The following is a 20,805-nucleotide window of genomic DNA, read 5'->3' on the forward strand; positions in this document are numbered from 1 at the left end:
TAATAGGCCTTTGTCATGTTTGCCGAACTCAACATCACCTCGAATTTCTCCTTTCTGAAAGGAGCCTCGCATCCGGAGGAATACATGTCCCGGGCGGCGGCGCTGGGCATGCGGGCGATAGCGATTGCGGATGAGAATTCGGTTGCGGGCATTGTGCGGGCGCATGCGCGTGCCCGCGAGATCGGCAGGCAGGTGCATGAGCGGGAGGCGTGGGAGGCAGCGCATGGCCCGGTTGGCCCACCTGCGCCGGAAGGTCTCGCTGCGTCCGGTAATCTGCTTCATGTCACGCCGCGGCTGATCCCGGCGGCCCGCCTTGTGTTCACCGATGCCTGCCCGGTGACCGTGCTGCCGGAAAACCGGAAAGGCTGGGGGGCGCTGTGCCGCATCCTGTCGACGGGACGGCTGCGTGCGGAGAAAGGTGCCTGCGATCTGCAACTGGCGGACCTCATGGAATTGGGCGCGGCCCTGCAACTGATCCTTTGGCCACAGGCACATGGGTCACCGCGCGGCGCGGGCGGATGGGTGCAAACGGCGCAAGCGCTGACGCGCCGCTTTGCCGGGAAAATCCACATTGGCCTGTCACCGCAATACGATGGTCGCGATCCAGAGCGTTTTGCAGCCCTCACGGGTCAGGCGGCGCGCCTCGGGATGCCCACGCTGGCCAGTGCCTGCCCGCTGATGCACCACGGCGCGCGTCGCAAGCTGGCGGATGTGGTCACCGCCATCCGGCGGGGGTGCAGGGTCGATGACCTGGGCCGTGAGGCGCTGCCCAACAGCGAGGCGCGCCTGCGCTCGGAGACCGAGATGCGGCGGCTCTTTGCAGGGTTCGAAGATGCGGTTGACCGCGCCTATTCCCTGTCACAGAGCCTGACTTTCTCGCTGGATGAGCTGCGCTACGAATACCCGTCGGAAGGCAGCGAAACCGAAACCCCGTCCGAACGTCTGCGCCGTCTGGCCTACGAGGGGCTCAACTGGCGCTACCCGCAGGGCGCACCCGAAAAGGTACACAAACTGCTCGATCACGAACTCACGCTGATCGCTAGGCTGAAGTACGAGCCCTATTTTCTGACCGTACGCGACATCGTGCACTTTGCCCGATCGCGCGACATCCTGTGCCAGGGGCGCGGGTCAGCGGCCAATTCGGTGGTCTGCTACTGCATGGGGGTGACCTCTGTTTCGCCGGAAGTCGGCACCATGGTTTTCGAGCGGTTTGTCTCCGAGGCGCGCAACGAACCGCCGGACATAGACGTGGATTTCGAGCATGAACGTCGTGAAGAGGTGATCCAGCACATCTATGAACGCTACGGTCGCCACCGCGCGGGCCTGTGCGCCACAGTGGTGCATTACCGGGGCAAACGTGCGATCCGCGAGGTGGGTCGCGCGATGGGGCTGACGGAGGATACGATTTCCGCGCTGAGTTCGCAGCTTTGGGGGTTTTTCTCCACCAAGGGAATCGAGGCGGAGCGCATGGCCGAGATCGGCCTTGATGCACGCGACCGCCGCCTGCAGCAGACGCTGGCGCTGGTTTATGAGATCAACGGTTTTCCGCGGCATCTTTCCCAGCATGTGGGCGGTTTCGTCATCACCGAAGGGCGGCTGGACGAGCTGGTCCCCGTTGAGAACGCCACGATGGAGGGGCGCACGGTCATCTGCTGGGACAAGGATGATATCGAGGCGCTGGGGATTCTCAAGGTGGATGTGCTGTCGCTGGGGATGCTGACCTGCATCCGCAAGGCCTTTGATCTGCTCAGGATGCATCATAACGCCGGTTACACGCTGGCCACGCTGCCGCCCGAAGACCCGGCGGTCTATGACATGCTGTGCGAGGCTGACAGTATCGGGGTCTTTCAGGTCGAATCACGTGCGCAGATGAATTTTTTGCCGCGCATGCGCCCGCGCTGTTTCTATGACCTGGTGATCGAGGTGGCGATCATCCGGCCCGGGCCTATCCAGGGGGATATGGTGCACCCTTTCATCCGTCGCCGGAACGGAGAGGAGGAAGTTTCCTTTCCTTCGGACGAGTTGGGCGCCGTGCTGGGCAAGACTTTGGGTGTGCCGCTCTTTCAGGAGCAGGCGATGCAGATCGCCATCGTGGGGGCGGGCTTCACGCCTGACCAGGCGGACCGGCTGCGACGTTCGCTGGCGACCTTCAAGAAGCACGGCAATGTCAGCGAATTTCGCAGCCTGTTCTTACGCGGAATGAAACGCAAGGGATATGAGGACGATTTTGCGGAGCGCTGTTTTTCCCAGATCGAAGGCTTTGGGTCTTACGGTTTTCCTGAAAGTCACGCGGCAAGTTTTGCCCTGCTGGTTTACGCGTCCAGCTGGATCAAGTGCCATCATCCGGGGATTTTCGCCTGCGCGTTGCTGAATGCGCAGCCGATGGGGTTCTATGCCCCTGCGCAGATCGTGCGGGACGCGCGGGAGCATGGGGTGGAGGTGCGCCCGGTCTGTATCAACGCCAGTTTCTGGGACAATACGATGGAGCCTGACGGGCAGGGCGGACTGGCCCTGCGGCTGGGGTTCCGCCAGATCAAGGGGCTGAGCGAGGAGGATGCCACGTGGCTCACCGCGGCTCGCGGCAACGGCTACCGGTCGGTGCGCGATGTCTGGCGGCGCGCCGGCTTGCCACCCGCGATGGTGCAGCGTCTGGCGGAGGCCGATGCCTTCGCGGCTCTGGATCTCAGCCGTCGTAACGCGCTTTGGGATGCACGGGCGCTGGTGCCGGGTGCGCCCTTGCCGTTGTTTGCGGCAGATTTGGATGGTGAGGCGATTGACGAGCCTGCGGCCTTGCTGCCGGAAATGACGTTGGGCGAGGAGGTTGTCGAGGATTACGTGGCGATGCGGCTGACACTCAAGGCGCATCCGCTGGCGCTGCTGCGGGACCGGTTGACACCTGGAGCAGACGCTGGGCCAAAAGAATTTCATGCCTTCGGCGAGGATATTTGAAAACCAGAGAAGCAGGCGCGCGGGAAAGAGGTTCACCCTGCGCGCTGCACCGGTTACAACGCGGCAAAACCTGCAGAGGAGAGATGGGCAGATGGGCACAGGCAAACCGGTGGTTTTGTGCATTCTGGATGGATGGGGCATAAGCGATCGGCGTGAAGGTAACGCGCCGTTGCTGGCGACAACACCCACGATGGATCGCCTGATGGCGACCTGTCCAAATGCGACGCTGACCACTTTCGGGCCGGACGTCGGTTTGCCCAAGGGACAGATGGGCAATTCCGAAGTCGGGCACACCAATATCGGTGCTGGCCGCGTGGTCGCGATGGATCTGGGGCAGATTGACCTCGCGATTGAAGAAGGGGCTTTTGCGCAGAATGCGCGGATCCTCGCCTTTGCCGAGACCTTGAAATCCACCGGCGGCACCGCTCATTTGCTTGGGGTTGTGTCCGATGGCGGCGTTCATGGTCATGTCAGCCACATGATTGCTGCGGCCCGGGCGTTCGACGCATCCGGGGTACCCGTTGTGATCCACGCCCTTGCGGACGGACGTGACGTGCCCCCCTCTTCCGTCAGGAAGTACATCGCGGTCCTGCAGGAGGGATTGCCGGAGGCCGCACGTGTCGTCACGTTAACCGGGCGCTACTACGCGATGGATCGGGACAACCGGTGGGACCGCGTGGCCAGGGCCTATGCCGCGATTGTCAGTGGCAAAGGGGAGGCTGCGGCCTCCGCGGAGGCGGCCATCGATGCGGCCTACGAGCGGGATGAGACCGATGAGTTCATCTCTCCCACCGTGATCGGCGGCTACACCGGGGCGCAGGCGGGCGATGGTGTCTTTTGCCTGAACTTCCGCGCCGACCGCGCCCGCGAGATCATGGCGGCCATCGGGGATCCGGAGTTTGATGCCTTTGACACCGGCAAGCGACCGCAGTGGGCGGCGTTGATGGGAATGGCACCCTATTCGGACCAGCACTCCGCGTATATGTCGGTAGTGTATCCGAAGCCCGAGATCGTGAATACGCTGGGCGACTGGGTCGCGCAGAAGGGGCTGCGCCAGTACCGGTTGGCGGAAACCGAGAAATATCCACATGTGACATTCTTCCTCAATGGCGGAGAGGAGGTTTCCTTTGCCGGTGAAGACCGCAAGATGCCAAAGTCGCCGGATGTCGCAACCTATGATCTGAAGCCCGAGATGTCCGCGGGGGAGGTCACGCAGGCCTTGGTAGGTGCCATCCGGAGCGGCTATGATCTCATCGTTGTCAATTACGCCAACCCCGACATGGTGGGGCATACCGGCGATCTGGAGGCGGCGATCAAGGCCTGTGAGGCCGTCGATGCGGGCCTTGCACAGGCTCTGGATGCGCTCCGTGATGTCGGGGGGGCGATGATCGTCACGGCGGATCACGGCAATTGCGATGTGATGATTGATCCCGAAACGGGCGGGCCACATACGGCCCATACCCTGAACCCGGTGCCCGTTGTTGTTGTGGGCGCGCCCGAGGGTGCGACGCTCAGGAATGGGCGACTGGCCGATCTGGCACCCACTGTCCTGCATCTGATGGGGATCGAGACACCGTCGGAAATGACCGGAGAGTGTTTGCTGGCATGAAAAGGTTGCTCTGCGCCCTTTGTCTTTTCGCGCCGACCGTTGTCTGGGCGCAACAGGACAGCGCCGAGCGCGCGCGCGTTGCGTTGGCGATGCTGGCCGATGCATCGGCTCAGCTGGCGGAGGCCGAAACCGCGCGTGACAGGGTGCGCGCCTTGACAGAAACCGTTCAGGCATTCGAAGCGGGGTTGAGTGCCCTGCGCAGCGGGTTGCGCCAAGCGGCGATACGGGAGGAACAACTCGCCACCCAGCTGCAGGTGCGCGACGAGGAAATCGCCGCCCTTCTGGCCGTGTTGCAGCGGATGGGGGACAGGCCGTCGCCGGTGGCACTTCTTCACCCCGGTGGGCCGACAGGCACCGCGCGGGCGGGCATGCTGCTTGCGGAAATGACGCCTGCACTCAACGCGCGGGCGGTATCCCTGCGCAGCGATCTGCAGGATCTGCAAATTCTGCGGGGTATGCAGACGGACGCGGCAGAGCGTCTCGCGGATGGTCTGCAGCAGGTGCAGGACGCGCGCACCGCGTTGAATCAGGCCATTGCTGAACGCACGGAGTTGCCCAAGCGCTTTGTCAACGACCCCGTGCGCGAGGCGATATTGATCGCCTCCGCCGATACGCTGGAGGGTTTCGCAAGCGGATTGGAACGCATCAGCGTTGACCAAACGGCCGAGGCGCCGGCCTCGCTGGCGGGCGAGAAGGGCGACCTGCCCCTGCCCGTTCAAGGCATTCTGCTGCACGGCGCGGGCGAGGCGGATGCCGCAGGTATCACCCGGCCCGGCATTATTCTGGCGACACGTCCACAAGCCATCGTCACCAGCCCGGTTGCCGCCACGATCCGCTATTCGGGGCCGTTGCTGGATCTTGGTCAGGTGGTCATCCTGGAGCCCCAGGCGCAGGTTCTGTTCGTATTGGCCGGTCTGGACATCGTTTACGGCACCGCCGGAGAAGTCATTGACGCGGGCGCTCCCTTAGGGCTTATGGGCGACGCTGCGGCGAAAAAACGGTCAGAGTTGTCAACAGATGGTGATGACACTGGCGCAGAGCGGTCAGAAACGCTCTATATAGAGGTAAGACAGGACAATCTGCCTGAGGACCCGAGCCTCTGGTTCCGAACCGACAAGAATGGATAGAGAACGATGAAAAAATTTGCCATGGCGGCACTGGGGGGCACCCTTGCGGGCGTCATAGCCACGACCCAGATCGCAGGCCCGTTGCTGGCGCAGGAAGCGGCGAAATCGAGCAGCGTCTATGAGCAGCTGGATTTGTTCGGGGACATCTTCGAACGCATTCGGGCACAATATGTCGAAGAGGTCGAAGCCGGGGAACTCATCGAGGCGGCGATTGACGGGATGCTCACCTCGCTTGATCCGCACTCCAGTTACCTGTCGCCCGACGATGCGGCGCAGATGCGGGTTCAGACACGGGGCGAATTTGGCGGCCTTGGCATCGAGGTGACGCAGGAAGAGGGCTTCGTGAAAGTCGTCTCTCCCATCGACGGCACGCCTGCGGATGAGGCGGGCGTTGAGGCCGGTGATTTCATCACGCATGTCAATGGCGACTCGGTCTTGGGCCTGACCCTCGACGAAGCGGTCGAGATGATGCGCGGCCCGGTGGGCTCTGAAATTCTGATCACCATCGTGCGTGAGGGCGAGGCGGAACCCTTTGACATCTCGATTGTCCGCGACACCATCAAGCTGACGGCGGTGCGCACGCGGACCGAAGGCGATACGGTGGTTCTGCGGATCACAACCTTCAATGATCAGACGTACGGCAACCTCGAAGCCGGTCTGAAGGAACAGATCGAAGCCGCGGGTGGCATGGACAAGATCAACGGCATCGTCGTCGATCTGCGCAACAACCCCGGCGGCTTGCTGACGCAGGCGATCCGGGTCTCCGACGCTTTTCTGGATGAGGGCGAGATCGTCAGCACCCGGGGCCGCGAGATTCAGGATGGCGAGCGGTTTAACGCAACCGAGGGCGATCTGGCCGAGGGGAAGCCCATCGTGGTGCTGATCAACGGCGGATCCGCGTCGGCGTCTGAGATCGTCGCCGGGGCGCTTCAGGACCACCGCCGCGCGATCGTCGTCGGAACCAAGAGTTTTGGCAAAGGGTCCGTGCAGACCGTGATGCCGCTGCGGGGTGATGGCGCGATGCGGCTGACCACAGCGCGGTATTACACACCGTCGGGGCGGTCTATTCAGGCGTTGGGCGTTTCACCGGACATCGTTGTGCAACAGCCCCGTACCCGTCCCGGTGAGGAGGATGAAGACGAAACCCCTGCACGTCTTCGCAGGTCCGAAGCGGATTTGCGGGGCAGCCTGAACAATGACAGCCTGTCCGAAGACGAGATCAAACAGATCGAAGCGGACCGGGCTAAGGCCGAAGCCGCGGCGGCCTTGCGGGAGGAAGACTACCAGCTGGCTTATGCTATAGACATCCTGAAGGGGCTCAACGCTCTGGTGCCGGTAGAGTAGTCATTGCCTGCCCCGGGCAGACCGCAAAAAAGCCCCGCGTCACCACGCGGGGCTTTTTTGTGCCTGAACAGGACATCTGCAAGCGTGTCTGGCATTGATCTGTGATATATGTTCACGTATTGTTCTATTCACGAAGCAATCACTTTTCCGGGAGAAACTGTCCGATGATTAGCGCAAGCTGCTGCTGTGGAAAGATCAGGTTCGAACTCTTGGCGAAACCGACGATGATGGGAACCTGTCATTGCTCGCGATGCCGCAAGCTGGGAGCGAGTACATTCGTATTCATCAAGAAAGATGATTTGAAGTGGATAGAAGGCCGGGATCTCGTTCAGCTTTTCGCGCCGGTTGCGCCTTACAAATACGGGCGCTGCTTTTGCAAAACCTGTGGCACGTCGCTGGGTGAAATCCTTTCGGAGGCGGAGAGCTTTCCGATCGCGGCCAACACCCTCGATGGGGATCTGGATCTGCAGAACCGCTTTCATGAGTTTGTCGCCGAAAAACCGGCATGGTCCCATATTTGTGACGATGCACAGCAGTTCGATGGCCATCCCGTCACGTAATCAGGTGCGGGCACGTCCTGTCGGGCGGTGCCGCGCGCGATCCCGCGCAAAGTCTCGGACCATGGGGGCGGCGGCGTGGGTTTGGTGCGGCGCATGGCGGCAGGCGCGGTCCCTCTGCACCGCAGCGCGGGCCTGCGTTCCGGCCTCAGCCCAACGGTCTCAGCCGCCTTCTCGGGCGGCGCCATCTCCTTTCCAACTCCGGATTTTGAGTTTCACTGAATACGTGTAAACTGAGGGGGCAAAACATCGCCACAGTGCCGGGGAAGGAGGGGGGCCGTGTTTTTCTCAGTATTGGAACGTGAGACGCCCGAGAGACATTATTTTGAGACAAGCGATGGGCGATTAACGCCAGGTATCGCTGACCGTTCTCAGCTTGTGGCCCGCGTCATTCGGCGTGGCGACATCGTGAATGGTCAGAGGCATGACCGGGCCACCAGCTTTTTATACCGCAACTTTTTAGCATCTACCGAGGTCTGAGACAGCGCGATGCACGTCCGCAAGCTGTCGACTCTCAGATCAATTGCAGAGGAGAATTTCAGAGTGACACCAAGTCTATGTTTGATCAGCCGTATGACGCGTGGGGCCATCTTGTGTCTTGCGGCCACAAGCCTGTCTGCGCAGGAATCCAAGATCCTGAACGATATCGACTGGAACGAAAAGACCGAAGGCAGTCTGTTCTCGGTCCCGTCTGGTAATGAGGCCCCCGAAATCGGTGCCTCCGGTGACACCGAACTCTTTTATGGCACGCTGACGGCAGAGCAGGAGGCCAATATCGTCGATAAGGCCTTTCCCCTGATGGCGGCAAAGTGGCCACAAAACTATGCCACCGAGGGGATATTCGTGTGCTGGGAGGATTTTGACGAGGCCCATGAACACGACCGGAAGGTGGTGCGTGATGCCGTTGCGCAAAGCTGGGAAAAGCACTCCGCGCTGACGTTCATTGGCTGGGACGAATGCGTTGACGGCCAGGAGGGTATTCGGATCGGCGTCGAGGACAGCAACCCGAGGGTCCGGTATCTGGGAAAGAAGGTGAACGGCGTTCCCCGCGGGATGATCCTGAACTTCACATATGGATTTTTCAGCCCGACCTGTGCACAGGAGGATTTGAAAGATCAGTGCACCAAAATGATTGCCGTGCACGAGTTTGGCCATGCAATCGGCTTTGCCCACGAGCAGAACCGGCACGACACCCCGGAAGAATGCACCAAGAAACCGCAGGGTACGAAAGGCGATACGATGCTGACGCCCTGGGATAAGGACTCGGTCATGAACTACTGCAATCCGGTTCAAATGGGGAACGGAAAGCTCAGCGAGCTTGATATCCTCGCGGTGCAGTACATCTACGGGAAGGATTAGAAAGATGGGCACTTTCGCGAAACTTGTCTTGCTGGTGGCACTTTTGGTGGTTGGTACATCAGGCGCATCGCGCGCCGAACCGCATGAGATCGCCCGCCCTTCGCTGATATTCATCGAAACCAAGGGCACCGCGCAGATCGGCCCCAATGCGAAACTGAAGGATGAAATCCAAACGCAGGCAACCGGGTTTGTGATCACCGACGACGGGTTCATCCTGACCTCGCATCACCTGCTGGACGAGCATATCAAATTCCAAAGCCTGCGGCTGTCGATTACCGGTGTGCAGGCTGACTATGATGGCGACAGGTTGAACCTGACCGTGGTCGAGGCAAACCCGTTCATGGACCTTGTTCTGCTCAAAGCGCGGCTGCCGCACGGGGAAACGCTGACCCCAATGAAGCTTGGCAACGGCGCGGAAAACCTGACGCCCTCGACGAAGCTTTACACATCGGGCTTTCCCGGACCGACCTACCAGCCCGACGATGGCTATTTCGTCGATGACCAGGGAACCACGCCGCACCTCAAGCAGGTGAAGTTTTCGGTGGAAAACGGCCAGAGTGGCAGCCCGGTGTATCTGGAGGACGGCACTGTTATCGGGGTGGTGAAAGGGTCTTTGAAAAACTCGGATACCGGTGCGGTCATTCCGCAAAAGTCGGTGTTTGTCCCGATCGAGCTTGCCGCCTCGCTGACCAGCCACATCCGGCTGAAAGAGTTGGAACAACGCAATCGCGAGCTTTCCGCAGCAATTGAGTGGCTCAAAAAGGCCGTTGGTGACATGGGGGATGATATCCCGGAGGGCGGAGACGCACATTCGCGCATCGGCACGGTGGAGGATCACATCGAAGCGGTCGCCAGCAATTTCAACTGGAATGCCGAAATTGATGACAGGGGCGATTTGCGGATCGAATACCGCAAGCTGTTGGGCGGCGAGATTCAGATTGAGAACATCGGGTTGCTGGTGACGCCGCTATATAACCAATTTGCCTATGATGCGTCGCTGGACAAGGAAGCGGTTTCACCTATCGAGTTGCCGCCCCTGATCGCGAATACAAAGAAAGAAAGCTGGTTCACGAGAAAAGAAATACTGGACAAGGATCGCAGGGGTGTTTTCATCATCGACACATTTCGGGAAAAGCTGAACAAGAAGCTCGCCGAGGAAACCATAAAGGCCGTTCCCAAAGGTACGGCAAAAGTGGTGTCCGTGGATGTCACGATCGTACCCTTCACGGAACCGCAACAGGAACGGGGAGCGCCCGTGACACTAGCCATTACCTGCGAATTGTCGGAGTGCCTGAACAAATGAAACATCTCATCATTTTTTGCGCCGCTCTTGTGACCTGGCTGGCCTTGCCAGCCGCGGGATATGCCCAGTCGGTATCGAAATTCCAGGCCGCGCCTGCGCCGCTTGCCTTGACTGACACGTGGAGTGTTTCCGGCCCGCTTCAGTACGTTGGGTTCATCGATGATGGCGAGCATTATTTCACCTATCTGGGTGATGAAAGGTCCGGACTGCTGCAAGTCTGGCGCCTGCCGGAAGTTGATGATGAGCCACGCGATATCGTACCCGAACTCGTGGCGGATCAGGTGATTGACAGTGGGCGTGTCGTCGACATCCAGACCGTTGACGATTTACTGTTGGTGCTCAGCAGCACGTTCGAAGGGCAGGCCAAACTGGAAGTCTTCAACCGCAACCTTGACCTGATCGATGTCGGAAAGATGGCGGTTGTCGGCACGCCGCTCTTCAGCACAACGACTATCGAACGCAATATGCTCATAAGCTATGCCAATGACTACGAGGCGGGACTGATCATCCTGCGGCCGTTTGAAGGTATGCAAAGAGCGGGTGCATACCGCCTTGTCGGCGCAGTGGGTAAAGCATGGGAACACCCGGCTTATGACAATTTTTTTGTCAATGTGTTGGGCGGATCGCAGCTTGTCGCCTATCCCAAACGAGGCGGGCGAACCGCTGTTCATGGCTATGAAAGTGGTTTTTCCAGTTCTCTGCCCAGTCTGCATTTTGCCGTCGACGGGCGCCATCTGACCGGCGAGTGTGACAGTGTGGGGGTTTTTTACGACAGCCCGTTTATCGTGGCCGACTACAGCCAGGGAACAATCACCGCCGTGACATTCAGCGAATTCTTCGAGCAGTTCGAGATCAAGTCGCTGGTGCAAAAACGGGCACTGGCGAGCAGGTCTGTGACCATCGACAGGTACGAAGGGGTCCGATACTCTCGAACGCCTATGCGGGTCTCCGCGAGTTGCGACCGTGCGCGCATTCTGGTCACGTCAAATAACGCGCGCGAGGTTTTGCAGCTGTCCTACAATGCCGGCTTCGAAGTTCTCGACAGTCTGCCATCGGTGGAAGTGCCTTTTGCGCCTAATCTGCTTGCGATATCGCACACCGGGAACCGGGCGCTGGTCGCCACCAGCCGGACCGGAGAGATTGCGCTTCTGGAGCCGCGCGGCACAGCCGACCCGCAGATCGCGACATTACCGGACAGGGGACCGGCGGTGCGCGACCTGCAGCGCGTGCTGGCATCGCTTGGATACTCCGTCGGTGCGATTGATGGTCTGATGGGGCAACGCACCGAAGCGGCAATCCAGCAGTTGGAAGGCGATCTCGGAGTAAAGCTGTCACGGGACGATTTCGGCGAACTGGCGACGTTCATCGAAGCAATTGCAGTGGGGATCACGCAACGCAGTTCCTCCACGAGCGAAAGCTTTTTGACCCGAATGTGGCTGCAGGACACCATTCCCGTATGTTGGGAAAATCCCAGTCCCGAACATCAACCGGCAATGGATCTTGTTCGCAAATCGGTCAGCGACAGCTGGGAAGCACACTCCCGGATCACGTTTGTCGGGTGGTCGAAATGCACGAGCACGGCGAGTGGTGTCCGAATTACCATCGAGGATTCGGGGCCTTGGACGAGAAGCCTTGGCAGACGGCTCGCGGGTCTTGAAAGTGGCGTCGTCCTGAACCTGACCTTTGAAGAGCATGCAACGGGATGCAAGGCTCACCCGGAGACATGCATCCGCGGTTTCGCTGTCTATGAATTCGGCAAAGTGCTGGGGTTCGTCCTTGAAAACAGCCGGCCGGACACACCGTTGGATTGTGATCTTCCGCGTGGCGGACACAGTGATTTCTTCTTCCTGGGGTTTCCATATGACCCGGAGTCGGTGATGAACCTCTGCAATCCGAAGTTTGCAAATCGCGGTGTTCTCAGTGAGGGAGACAAGCAGAAGCTGAGTTTTGTTTACGGCGATCAACGACTTCCGCTCGAGTAGTTCTGACGGCTCTGGCGATTGACGGATCGTTCGCCTTGTGTCCGGAGGGGGGCGCCGTTGCCCGGATGGCGGGTTAGCGGTTCCCATGGTCTTGACGCTTCGATCGTCTGCAAGGCGCTGGTTCAGCGAAGATACGGTGAGATGCCCGGGATGTGACCAGAACGGCGACATCACAGTGCGTTGGCGGCGCGCGAGTTGCGTGACCGCCTTGGCCGCTGTCTACAGGATGCCGCGGTCCCTGAGGTGCGGCACGAAGGTTCGCCCGATTGGCACGAGGCTGCCGTCAGACATAACAAAACCGGGGCGACCGCGGATGCGCTTGGATCCGGTGACAGCGTGCAGGGCTATCCAGTGCGATCTGTGAACCTGTGCGCCTGTGACCGGTGCGGTCTCTGCCATGGCATCCCGGAACCGCATGGGGAGCAGCGTTGTGCCCTTGTCAGTGACGACCTCCACGTAGTGATCCTGCGCGGAAATGCGGATCAACGTGCCGCGTTTTGCCCCGGGAAGCCGTTTTATCAAACCGGATTCGCGCGGAAGGGCGGTTTGCGCGCCGGTGCCTTCCACGATGGAAAAAAGACATGACAGGCAGAGTATGACAAGCGTGCACTGTCCGTAGATAGTTGCGGCATCAACACTGGTCGGGGACAAGCCGAACGCACGCGCAATGCCCAGGACAATCGCGCAGATCGGAATGCCCGCAAGCGCGGTACACACGGGCAATCGCCAGACCTTGGCCGCCGGGCCGGGCAGGAGCCGCTCGACGCTTACAATCGCGAGGTATCCGACAGGCGCCGTAAGCCCAACAATCACGGCCCAATAGGCATAGCGTTCGACCGTTGCGAGCGCTGAATAGGTCCCGAACGGACCGAAGAATCCTGCCATGAACGCCGCCAGCGCCAGTATCGTGAGGCATTTCCGTGAGCTGAAGACCTCCCGGACCTCGCGCATGGCCGGAACCGCTGCCGTGTCGTTCACGAAGCCTGATGGCATTTCGCGCATTCCTCCTTGCGTTCGGATGGGACGATCCTCCAATCGCACCCGGTTGAATTCGATACTACCAGAAAAATGGAGCGTTCGATGGGTTTGGTGGGATTTTTGACGAAGCGGTCAAGGCGTCAGCCTGCAATGGCAACGGTTGGCTTTATCTTATGCGCGTCCGGCGCCATCGCATGTACGACGATCGCGCTTGGCAGGCCGGATGCAAAACTGGTGGCCTACAGCTATGACGTCGCGGGACGCGGCGTGGGTCATCTGATCGTCAATCCGTCAGATGTGTCGCGCGTGTCCATCATGGACGGGAAGGTGGCCGCGTGGCAGGCACGGTATGGCAGCGTGACATTTAACCAGATCGGGCCGGGCATGCCGACCGCCGGTATGAACACGGCAGGTCTGGTGGTCACGCTGATGTGGAATGATACCGTCACCTACCCGCGCGGTGTGTCCGGGCAGATCGTCAACGAACTTGAGTTCATTCAGCGACTGCTCGATGTCAACGACACCGTCGACGCGGCGCTGCGGTCTTTGTCGGCGGTGCGTATCGAGGGTCTGGTGCCCCTGCATTTTTTTCTGGCGGACCGAAGCGGTGCGACTGCGGTTGTTGAACCCACCGCAAATGGATTCCTGCATTATTCCTCGACCAGCCTGCCAGTCCCGGCGCTGACCAACACCTCTTATTCCGACCTGATCAGGCTCGGCGACCAAGAAGAAGTTATGGGGGGTGAGCCCGGCGCGTCCGGATCGACAGCAGGTGCAGAGCCGACAAGCCTTGAACGATTTGCGATTGCGACGCGGGCCATCCTCGCTTCGGGCGACACCGTTGGTCCTGAGGAAGCTTTTGGCGTGCTTCAAGAGGTGGAGAATTCGGAAACGCGCTGGCAGATCGTTTTCGATCCCGGGGCGGCGGAAATTCATTTTCGACACGCAGGCCGCTTGCAGACCCAGGTCATTGAAATGACGAGTTTGGATTTCGATTGCCGCGACATGCCGCTCAGCCTGAACCTCAGCGACAGCGATGGGGCCGCGATACCATCGCGATTGACGCCACTGACCTCAGATGCGCTCTCCCCCGTTCTGGGCGAGGTGCTGGCCGGGTTTTCTGATGTCATCGGAATCGGGCCTGAAGTGGCCGATGGTCTGGCGATGGGATTGCTACAGTCAGCGACCTGCATTGACTGAGATTGCAGGCTGTGGCGACGGGCAGCTTTTGGCATTGAATGCCTGGCGCTCACCCGCGTGTTTCTGATCCGGTTGGTATCTGTCGACAGACGGAGTTCAAGGGGATGACATTTTCCACTTGCCAGCAATGGAACGTTCCAGTAGTAATTGGAACGTTCCAAATGGAGTGGGATTGTGAACTGGATTTTCGTAGGTGCCAGCACCATCGCGGCGCAGCACATGATCGGCGCCGTCAGGGCGCAATCGGGTCACGATGTGTCATGGATTGTCAGTGGCTCCGCGAGCCGTGTCTCACGCTGGGCAGGTGATCATGGCATCAGCAACGCGACCAGTGAGCTGTCGGAGGCCCTGGCCGATGACAGCGCCAGCGCGGTTTACATTTCGTCGACAAATGAGAAACACTTTGCGCAGGCCATGGCGGCGATTTCCGCGGGCAAGCATGTTCTGTGCGAGAAACCTTTGGCGCTCACGCCGACAGAGGCAGCCGAAATGGTAAAGGCTGCCAAGAATGCGGGTGTGGTTTTTGGCACCAACCATCACCTGCGTTGTTCCGGCTCACACCGCAAGGTGCGTGATCTGATCTCGTCAGGTCGGATTGGAAAGGTGCTGTCGTTGAGGCTGTTTCATGCCGTTCACCTGCCGGAAAACCTGCAGGGCTGGCGGATCAATGATGCGTCCGCCGGTGGCGGCGTGATCCCGGACATCACCGTGCATGACGCGGATGTGGCGCGTTTCCTGCTGGGAGAAGACCCTCAGGACGTTGTCGCGCAGATGGTGTCGTCCGGCATGGGACGCGGCGTCGAGGATTCCGCCATGTCTGTGTGGTCAATGCCCTCTGGCGCCATGGTCATGTCTCACGAAAGTTTCACCCATCCCTTTGCCGGCAGCGGGTTGGAGGTGCACGGCGATGCGGGGTCGGTTTTTGCGACCGGGGTGATGACGCAGGAGCCTGTCGGCACCGTGGAGCTGGTTACTGCCAGCGGGCGCGAGGCAATCGCCTTTTCGGGCCATTCTCTCTACGCACAGGGTGTCGCCGAGTTTGTCGAGGCGATGTCCGGCACGGAGCGCCCGGCAGCGGACGGGGTTGACGGGATCAAGTCTCTGGCCGTTGCTCTTGCCGTTCGGCAGGCCGCACAGACCGGCACCCGCGTCGAGATCACCTACGGAGAGTTCGCGTGACGAAGGTTGTGTCTCCGGCCGAGGCGGTATCGCGCATACCGGATGATGCGGTTCTGACCGTGTCGTCGTCGTCGTCGCTGGGCTGCCCCGATCTGGTGCTGAAGGCGATAGGAGAGCGCTTCGAGAACGAGGCGCATCCGCGCAACATTACCTCGCTGCATCCGATTGCGGCCGGCGACATGTACGGTGTCAGGGGCATGGATTACCTTGCCAAGGACGGGCTGCTGACCCGGGTGCTCGCGGGCTCTTACCCGTCGGGTCCCTCTCACCTTGAGATGCCCGAGATTTGGCGGATGATCGTCGAGGACCGTGTCGCGGCCTACAATGTGCCGTCCGGTATCATGTTCGACATGCATCGTGAAGCGGCGGCGCACCGTCCGGGCGTGCTGACACAGGTCGGGATGGAAACCTTTGTTGATCCGCAGCGTCAGGGCTGCGCGATGAACAGCCGTGGTGCCGCCGCGCCGATTGTGTCGCGCGTGCGTTTTGCCGGGGACACATGGCTGCATTTCCCGAATGTCGTGCCAACGGTCTGCATCCTGCGGGCCACGACAGCGGATGAGCGTGGTAACCTCACCTATGAACATGAGGGCGCGTACCTTGGCGGGCTGGAGCAGGCCATTTGCGTGCGAAACAACGGTGGTCTGATCATCGCCCAGGTAGAGCGCGTCACGGCGACGGGCAGCCTGCGCCCCCACGATGTACATGTGCCCGGCCATCTGGTCGATCTGGTGGTCATCGACCGCGATCAGAAGCAAACCTGCGAAACCCGGTACGATCCGGCCATTTCAGGTCAGGTGATGCGCCCCTGGGACAGCTTTTCGCATGCCGAACATGGTGTCGAAAAGACCATCGCCAGACGGTCCGCGCAGGAGTTGCGCGCCGGGATGACGGCCAATCTTGGTTTTGGGATCAGCGCGATGGTGCCACGCATCCTGCTGGAAGAAGGCCACCCGGACGCCGTGACCTGGACGATCGAGCAGGGTGCTGTCGGGGGCGTGCCGCTGACCGGTTTCGCCTTCGGCTGCGCGTCCAACGCAGATGCGTTTGTTCCGTCGCCGCAGCAGTTCATCTACTTTCAGGGGGCGGGTTTTGACCTATCCTTTCTGTCCTTTCTGGAAGTCGACATCCAAGGCAACGTCAATGTCTCCAAGCTTGGCAAGAAACCGTATCTCACGGCAGGCTGTGGGGGGTTTGTGGATATCACCGCGCGCGCGCGGAAAATCGTCTTTTCCGGCTGGTTCGAGGCGGGTGCCGAGATCGAGATGACGGAAGAGGGCATCAAGGTCGCGAAACCCGGTCGCTTTACCAAGATGGTTGAGCAGGTGGAACACGTGACCTTTTCGGGCGACAGGGCCCGCGCGCAGGGGCAGGATGTTCTCTATGTCACCGAACGCTGCGTGATCCGGTTGACCGAGCACGGGTTGGTCGCGACCGAAATCATGCCCGGCATCGACGCGCAGGTTGACATCGTCGGCGCATCCGGCGGTCGGGTGACAGTCGCCGAAAATGCGGTGCCCATGCCCGCATCGCTGTTGTCAAAAAGCCCGATGGGACTGACGTTATGAGTGATGTGACGCTTCGCAAGCAAGGATCTGTCGTTGTGCTTACCTTGCAAAATCCCGACAAGCTCAACACCTTGACGCTGCCGATGCTGGAGGCGTTGGAAGGTCATCTGACCGCGATTGAACGCGATACATCGGTGCGCTGTGTCCTGGTCACCGGAACAGGTGATCGCGCCTTTTGCTGCGGTGCCGATATTGCCGCCTGGGGACATCTGACGCCTGCCGAGTTTGCACGCCATTGGGTCCGTGACGGGCATCGGATATTCGATCGGCTAGCGCGGCTGTCACAGCCCACAATTGCCGTGCTCAACGGACATGCGTTTGGCGGTGGGCTGGAATTGGCCTGTGCCTGCGACATCCGCGTCATGGCGCCGCAAGCAACGCTGGCCTTGCCCGAAGCACATGTCGGTATCGTGCAGGGGTGGTCCGGGACGCAGCGCGCGGTGCGGCTCTTTCCCGAACCCGTGGTGAAGGAAATGGCTCTGTTCGGGCGGCGCATCCCGGCTGCCCGTGCCGCATCTTTCGGATTTATCGCCGAGGTCGCCGACAATTACATGGAGCGGGCCACGGAAATTGCAGAGGCATTGACCGGGCTGTCGCCGCGCGCCACGGAGGTGTCGAAGTACATGATACATGCGGCGACCGGTGAAGACAGGGCCGCAATGGTTGAGGCCCTGGGCAGTGCGGCGGTTGCTGGCAGCGCCGACCGGCAAGAGGGTGTGGCGGCATTCCTCGACAAGCGCCAACCCAGGTTCTCGGGACAATGACGATGAAGGAAATGACGATTAACGCCGCAGTGCCTGTGGACATGCCCCCGCCATTCGAAGGGCGGCATCTGATTGACGGTGCATGGAAGGCGAGCGCGGATGGCGCGATGTTCGAGCGGATGTCGCCGTCGCATGGCGTGGTGGTCAGCCGGTCCGCTCTCGGCGGGGTGCCTGAAGCCCAAGCTGCAATCGGCGCGGCAAAGCGTGCGTTCGCAGCTGGTGCATGGAGCCGTATTTCCGGTCAGCAACGTGCCGGTATCCTGCTGAGGGTCGCAGAGCTGATCGAATCCAATGTCGAACGGATCGCTCTTCTTGAAACGCTTGAAAGCGGCAAGCCGATCAGCCAGTCGAGAGGTGAGGTATCCGGCGCTGCGGATTTGTGGCGCTATGCTGCATCGCTGGCGCGGTCCACTCATGGCGACAGCCACAACACGCTGGGCGACGACATGCTGGGCGTGGTTCTCAAGGAGCCGATCGGCGTTGTGTCGATCATCACGCCCTGGAACTTTCCGTTCTGGATATTGAGCCAGAAACTGCCGTTTGCCCTCGCCGCCGGATGCACGGTTGTGGTCAAGCCATCAGAAATGACGCCCTCTTCGACCGTGATGATGGGCGAACTTTTGATGGAGGCGGGCCTGCCCGCAGGTGTGTGTAACATCGTTTTGGGGCATGGACAGCCGGTGGGCAGCACCTTGTCTACCCATGAAGATGTGGACATGGTGACCTTCACTGGGTCCACGGCCGTTGGCAAGATGATCACCCAAGCCGCCTCGGGCACATTGAAGAAGGTGGCGCTGGAACTGGGCGGTAAGAATGCGCAGGTGATTTTCCCCGACGCCAATCTTGAAGACGCCGCCGATGCGGTGGTTTTCGGGGTCTATTTCAACGTCGGCCAGTGTTGCAATTCTTCCAGCCGGATCCTCGTGCACGAGGATATCGCGGACTCGTTTGTCGAGCGGATCGTCGCCTTGTCGCGCGATGTGGCGTTTGGCGACCCGCTCGATCCGGAAACGCAGGTCGGGGCGATCGTCACGCCGGAGCATAACAGCAAGATCCACGCCTATGTGGCGGATGCCGCTGCCGCGGGCGCAGTGGTTGTGCTTGGCGGTGCCCCGATGGATGTGCCCGGGCTTGGAGACCAGTTCTATCAACCGACCATCATCAGCGGCGTCACGGCGGACATGCCCATTGCGCGGGAGGAAGTCTTTGGGCCGGTGCTGGTGGTTCAGACGTTCCGCACCCTGCCAGAAGCGATAGAGCTGACCAACGCCACGGAGTTTGGCCTCTCGGCAGGTGTCTGGAGCGAGAACGTGCATACCTGTCTAGCATTTGCCAAAGCGGCACAGACCGGTACAGTTTGGACAAACACATGGATGGACGGTTACCCGGAATTGGCGTTTGGAGGCATGAAACAATCTGGCCAGGGACGTGAAATTGGCCACTACGGGTTCGAAGAATTCCTTGAGGTGAAATCGGTTGTGATGCGCATCGGGCGCACGCGGACCTCTTGGGTGAAAACACGCGACGAAACGCGTGAAGACATTGTTACGCAATAAGGGAGGAAACCAAATGCGTGCATTTCCAAAGACAAAGGCAACAGTTGTTGCTGCCTTGATGACATCGGCAACCATGGTTGCGGCGGATGACGTTGAAGTTCTGCACTGGTGGACATCGGGTGGTGAAGCGGCCGCCCTGAACGTCCTGAAGCAAGATCTGGAAGGTCAGGGCATCGGCTGGACGGACATGCCGGTTGCCGGTGGCGGCGGGGAGCAGGCGATGACTGTTCTGCGTGCCCGGGTAACCGCCGGCAATGCGCCGACGGCGGTGCAGGGGCTGGGGTTTGACATTCTGGACTGGGGCAAGGAAGGCGCCCTGGCCGATCTGAACGAGGTCGCGGCCAAGGAAGGCTGGGACGAGGTGGTGCCGGATGCTCTCAAGGCTTTTGCCAAGGTCGATGGCAAGTGGGTATCTGCACCCGTGAACGTGCATTCCACCAACTGGGTCTGGGCGAACAAATCCGTTCTGGACGCCAACGGCATCGCGGTGCCGACGTCATGGGAAGACTTCACCGCCGCTCTTGAGACGCTGAAGGCGGCCGGGATCACTCCGATCGCACATGGTGGGCAGGCGTGGCAGGAAGCGACCGTCTTCGATGCGGTTGCGATGTCGGTGCTGGGCCCGGATGGCTACAAGGCGGCCTTCGTCGATCTGGATGAGGCAACCCTCGGATCGGACGCAATGAAGGAGGCCTTCGACCGCATGGCGGTGATCCGCGCCAACGTGGATGACAATTTCTCGGGCCGTGACTGGAACCTTGCCACCGCGATGGTGATCAACGGCGAGGCTGGTTTCCAGATGATGGGTGACTGGGCCAAGGGCGAATTCCTGAATGCCGGGAAAGTGCCGGGCGAGGACTTCCTGTGCTTCAGGTTCCCCGGTACCGCCGATCAGGTCACATTCAACGCCGACCAGTTCATGATGTTCGATCAGGGTGGCCCGGTTTCAGCAGAGCAGGCGGCGCTGGCCTCTGCAATCCTGTCTCCGTCCTTCCAGTCGGCGTTCAACGTGGTCAAGGGCTCTGTGCCAGCGCGCACCGATGTCAGCGATGCTGACTTCGACGCCTGTGGCAAACAGGGGATGAAAGACCTTGCTGCCGCGGCCGCATCGGGCAACCTCTTCGGCTCGATGGCACACGGGCATGCTGCCCCGGCATCGGTCAAGAACGCCATTTATGACGTGGTCACCGCGCATTTCAACGGCGAATTCGACAGCGAAACAGCTGTTGATGAACTCGTCGATGCGGTGTCGATCGCCAAGTAATCCTCCCGGCGGGGCGGTACGTTGCATCGCCCCGCCACCCCGCGTCCCACGCGAAACGATCAAAAC

The 20,805-nt window shown here is 60.5% G+C and carries 15 protein-coding genes; 14 read left to right on the forward strand and 1 reads right to left on the reverse strand.

The window, feature by feature from the left end:
- Positions 1-15: 15 nt before the first annotated feature.
- From KX928_RS03710 to KX928_RS03745, 8 genes are all read left to right on the forward strand, one after another.
- Positions 16-2,949, forward strand: a complete 2,934-nt coding sequence (locus tag KX928_RS03710; protein WP_219499086.1) for an error-prone DNA polymerase — start codon at positions 16-18, stop codon at positions 2,947-2,949.
- A gap of 91 nt (positions 2,950-3,040) precedes the next feature.
- The gene (gene gpmI / locus KX928_RS03715) at positions 3,041-4,558 is read left to right on the forward strand and encodes a 2,3-bisphosphoglycerate-independent phosphoglycerate mutase (protein ID WP_219499089.1); all 1,518 of its coding nucleotides are present in this window, start codon (positions 3,041-3,043) and stop codon (positions 4,556-4,558) included.
- Positions 4,555-5,685 carry a murein hydrolase activator EnvC family protein gene (locus tag KX928_RS03720; protein ID WP_219499092.1) on the forward strand — a complete coding sequence of 377 codons (1,131 nt, stop codon included), beginning with the start codon at positions 4,555-4,557 and terminating at the stop codon, positions 5,683-5,685. Before gpmI ends, KX928_RS03720 begins: the two co-directional genes overlap by 4 nt.
- A 6-nt stretch (positions 5,686-5,691) precedes the next feature.
- The gene (locus tag KX928_RS03725) at positions 5,692-7,029 is read left to right on the forward strand and encodes a S41 family peptidase (RefSeq protein WP_219499094.1); all 1,338 of its coding nucleotides are present in this window, start codon (positions 5,692-5,694) and stop codon (positions 7,027-7,029) included.
- Positions 7,030-7,253: 224 nt separating this feature from the next.
- Positions 7,254-7,589: a GFA family protein gene (locus KX928_RS03730; RefSeq protein WP_444518279.1), complete on the forward strand. Its 336-nt coding sequence runs from the start codon at positions 7,254-7,256 to the stop codon at positions 7,587-7,589.
- Between the two features lie 570 nt (positions 7,590-8,159).
- The gene (locus KX928_RS03735; protein ID WP_219499100.1) at positions 8,160-8,945 is read left to right on the forward strand and encodes a M12 family metallopeptidase; all 786 of its coding nucleotides are present in this window, start codon (positions 8,160-8,162) and stop codon (positions 8,943-8,945) included.
- 4 nt (positions 8,946-8,949) lie between these two features.
- Positions 8,950-10,248: a S1 family peptidase gene (locus KX928_RS03740; RefSeq protein ID WP_219499102.1), complete on the forward strand. Its 1,299-nt coding sequence runs from the start codon at positions 8,950-8,952 to the stop codon at positions 10,246-10,248.
- The gene (locus KX928_RS03745; RefSeq protein WP_219499105.1) at positions 10,245-12,230 is read left to right on the forward strand and encodes a peptidoglycan-binding domain-containing protein; all 1,986 of its coding nucleotides are present in this window, start codon (positions 10,245-10,247) and stop codon (positions 12,228-12,230) included. The genes KX928_RS03740 and KX928_RS03745 overlap by 4 nt, the downstream gene beginning before the upstream one ends.
- 219 nt (positions 12,231-12,449) lie before the next feature.
- Here KX928_RS03745 and KX928_RS03750 read toward each other — a convergent pair whose 3' ends face one another.
- Complete coding sequence (locus KX928_RS03750) at positions 12,450-13,223, reverse strand: LytTR family DNA-binding domain-containing protein (RefSeq protein ID WP_219499108.1); 774 nt, start codon at positions 13,221-13,223, stop codon at positions 12,450-12,452.
- A gap of 135 nt (positions 13,224-13,358) precedes the next feature.
- Here KX928_RS03750 and KX928_RS03755 point away from each other — a divergent pair, with 135 nt between their 5' ends.
- The 6 genes from KX928_RS03755 to KX928_RS03780 all read left to right on the forward strand — a co-directional run bounded on the left by KX928_RS03755 (position 13,359) and on the right by KX928_RS03780 (position 20,739).
- Positions 13,359-14,408, forward strand: coding sequence for a linear amide C-N hydrolase (locus KX928_RS03755; protein ID WP_219499110.1), 1,050 nt, complete (start codon positions 13,359-13,361; stop codon positions 14,406-14,408).
- A gap of 174 nt (positions 14,409-14,582) precedes the next feature.
- Positions 14,583-15,587, forward strand: coding sequence for a Gfo/Idh/MocA family protein (locus KX928_RS03760; protein WP_308342143.1), 1,005 nt, complete (start codon positions 14,583-14,585; stop codon positions 15,585-15,587).
- Entirely contained in the window at positions 15,584-17,155 is a 1,572-nt protein-coding gene (locus KX928_RS03765; RefSeq protein ID WP_219499113.1) for an acyl CoA:acetate/3-ketoacid CoA transferase, read from the forward strand. The genes KX928_RS03760 and KX928_RS03765 overlap by 4 nt, the downstream gene beginning before the upstream one ends.
- Positions 17,152-17,919: an enoyl-CoA hydratase/isomerase family protein gene (locus KX928_RS03770; RefSeq protein ID WP_219499116.1), complete on the forward strand. Its 768-nt coding sequence runs from the start codon at positions 17,152-17,154 to the stop codon at positions 17,917-17,919. The genes KX928_RS03765 and KX928_RS03770 overlap by 4 nt, the downstream gene beginning before the upstream one ends.
- A gap of 2 nt (positions 17,920-17,921) precedes the next feature.
- A complete protein-coding gene (locus KX928_RS03775) occupies positions 17,922-19,475 on the forward strand; it encodes an aldehyde dehydrogenase family protein (protein WP_219499118.1) in 1,554 nt (517 codons plus the stop codon).
- Positions 19,476-19,533: 58 nt separating this feature from the next.
- Positions 19,534-20,739, forward strand: a complete 1,206-nt coding sequence (locus KX928_RS03780; RefSeq protein ID WP_257883584.1) for an ABC transporter substrate-binding protein — start codon at positions 19,534-19,536, stop codon at positions 20,737-20,739.
- Positions 20,740-20,805: the final 66 nt, after the last annotated feature.

The sequence above is a fragment of the Roseobacter insulae genome, from assembly GCF_019375555.1.
GTDB lineage: Bacteria > Pseudomonadota > Alphaproteobacteria > Rhodobacterales > Rhodobacteraceae > Roseobacter > Roseobacter insulae.

Coding starts and splice junctions, on each gene's coding strand:
- KX928_RS03710 (WP_219499086.1), top strand. CDS start 16: ATGTTTGCCGAACTCAACATCACCTCGAATTTCTCCTTTCTGAAAGGA.
- gpmI (WP_219499089.1), top strand. CDS start 3,041: ATGGGCACAGGCAAACCGGTGGTTTTGTGCATTCTGGATGGATGGGGC.
- KX928_RS03720 (WP_219499092.1), top strand. CDS start 4,555: ATGAAAAGGTTGCTCTGCGCCCTTTGTCTTTTCGCGCCGACCGTTGTC.
- KX928_RS03725 (WP_219499094.1), top strand. CDS start 5,692: ATGAAAAAATTTGCCATGGCGGCACTGGGGGGCACCCTTGCGGGCGTC.
- KX928_RS03730 (WP_444518279.1), top strand. CDS start 7,254: ATGATGGGAACCTGTCATTGCTCGCGATGCCGCAAGCTGGGAGCGAGT.
- KX928_RS03735 (WP_219499100.1), top strand. CDS start 8,160: ATGACGCGTGGGGCCATCTTGTGTCTTGCGGCCACAAGCCTGTCTGCG.
- KX928_RS03740 (WP_219499102.1), top strand. CDS start 8,950: ATGGGCACTTTCGCGAAACTTGTCTTGCTGGTGGCACTTTTGGTGGTT.
- KX928_RS03745 (WP_219499105.1), top strand. CDS start 10,245: ATGAAACATCTCATCATTTTTTGCGCCGCTCTTGTGACCTGGCTGGCC.
- KX928_RS03750 (WP_219499108.1), bottom strand. CDS start 13,223: ATGCCATCAGGCTTCGTGAACGACACGGCAGCGGTTCCGGCCATGCGC.
- KX928_RS03755 (WP_219499110.1), top strand. CDS start 13,359: ATGGCAACGGTTGGCTTTATCTTATGCGCGTCCGGCGCCATCGCATGT.
- KX928_RS03770 (WP_219499116.1), top strand. CDS start 17,152: ATGAGTGATGTGACGCTTCGCAAGCAAGGATCTGTCGTTGTGCTTACC.
- KX928_RS03775 (WP_219499118.1), top strand. CDS start 17,922: ATGAAGGAAATGACGATTAACGCCGCAGTGCCTGTGGACATGCCCCCG.
- KX928_RS03780 (WP_257883584.1), top strand. CDS start 19,534: ATGACATCGGCAACCATGGTTGCGGCGGATGACGTTGAAGTTCTGCAC.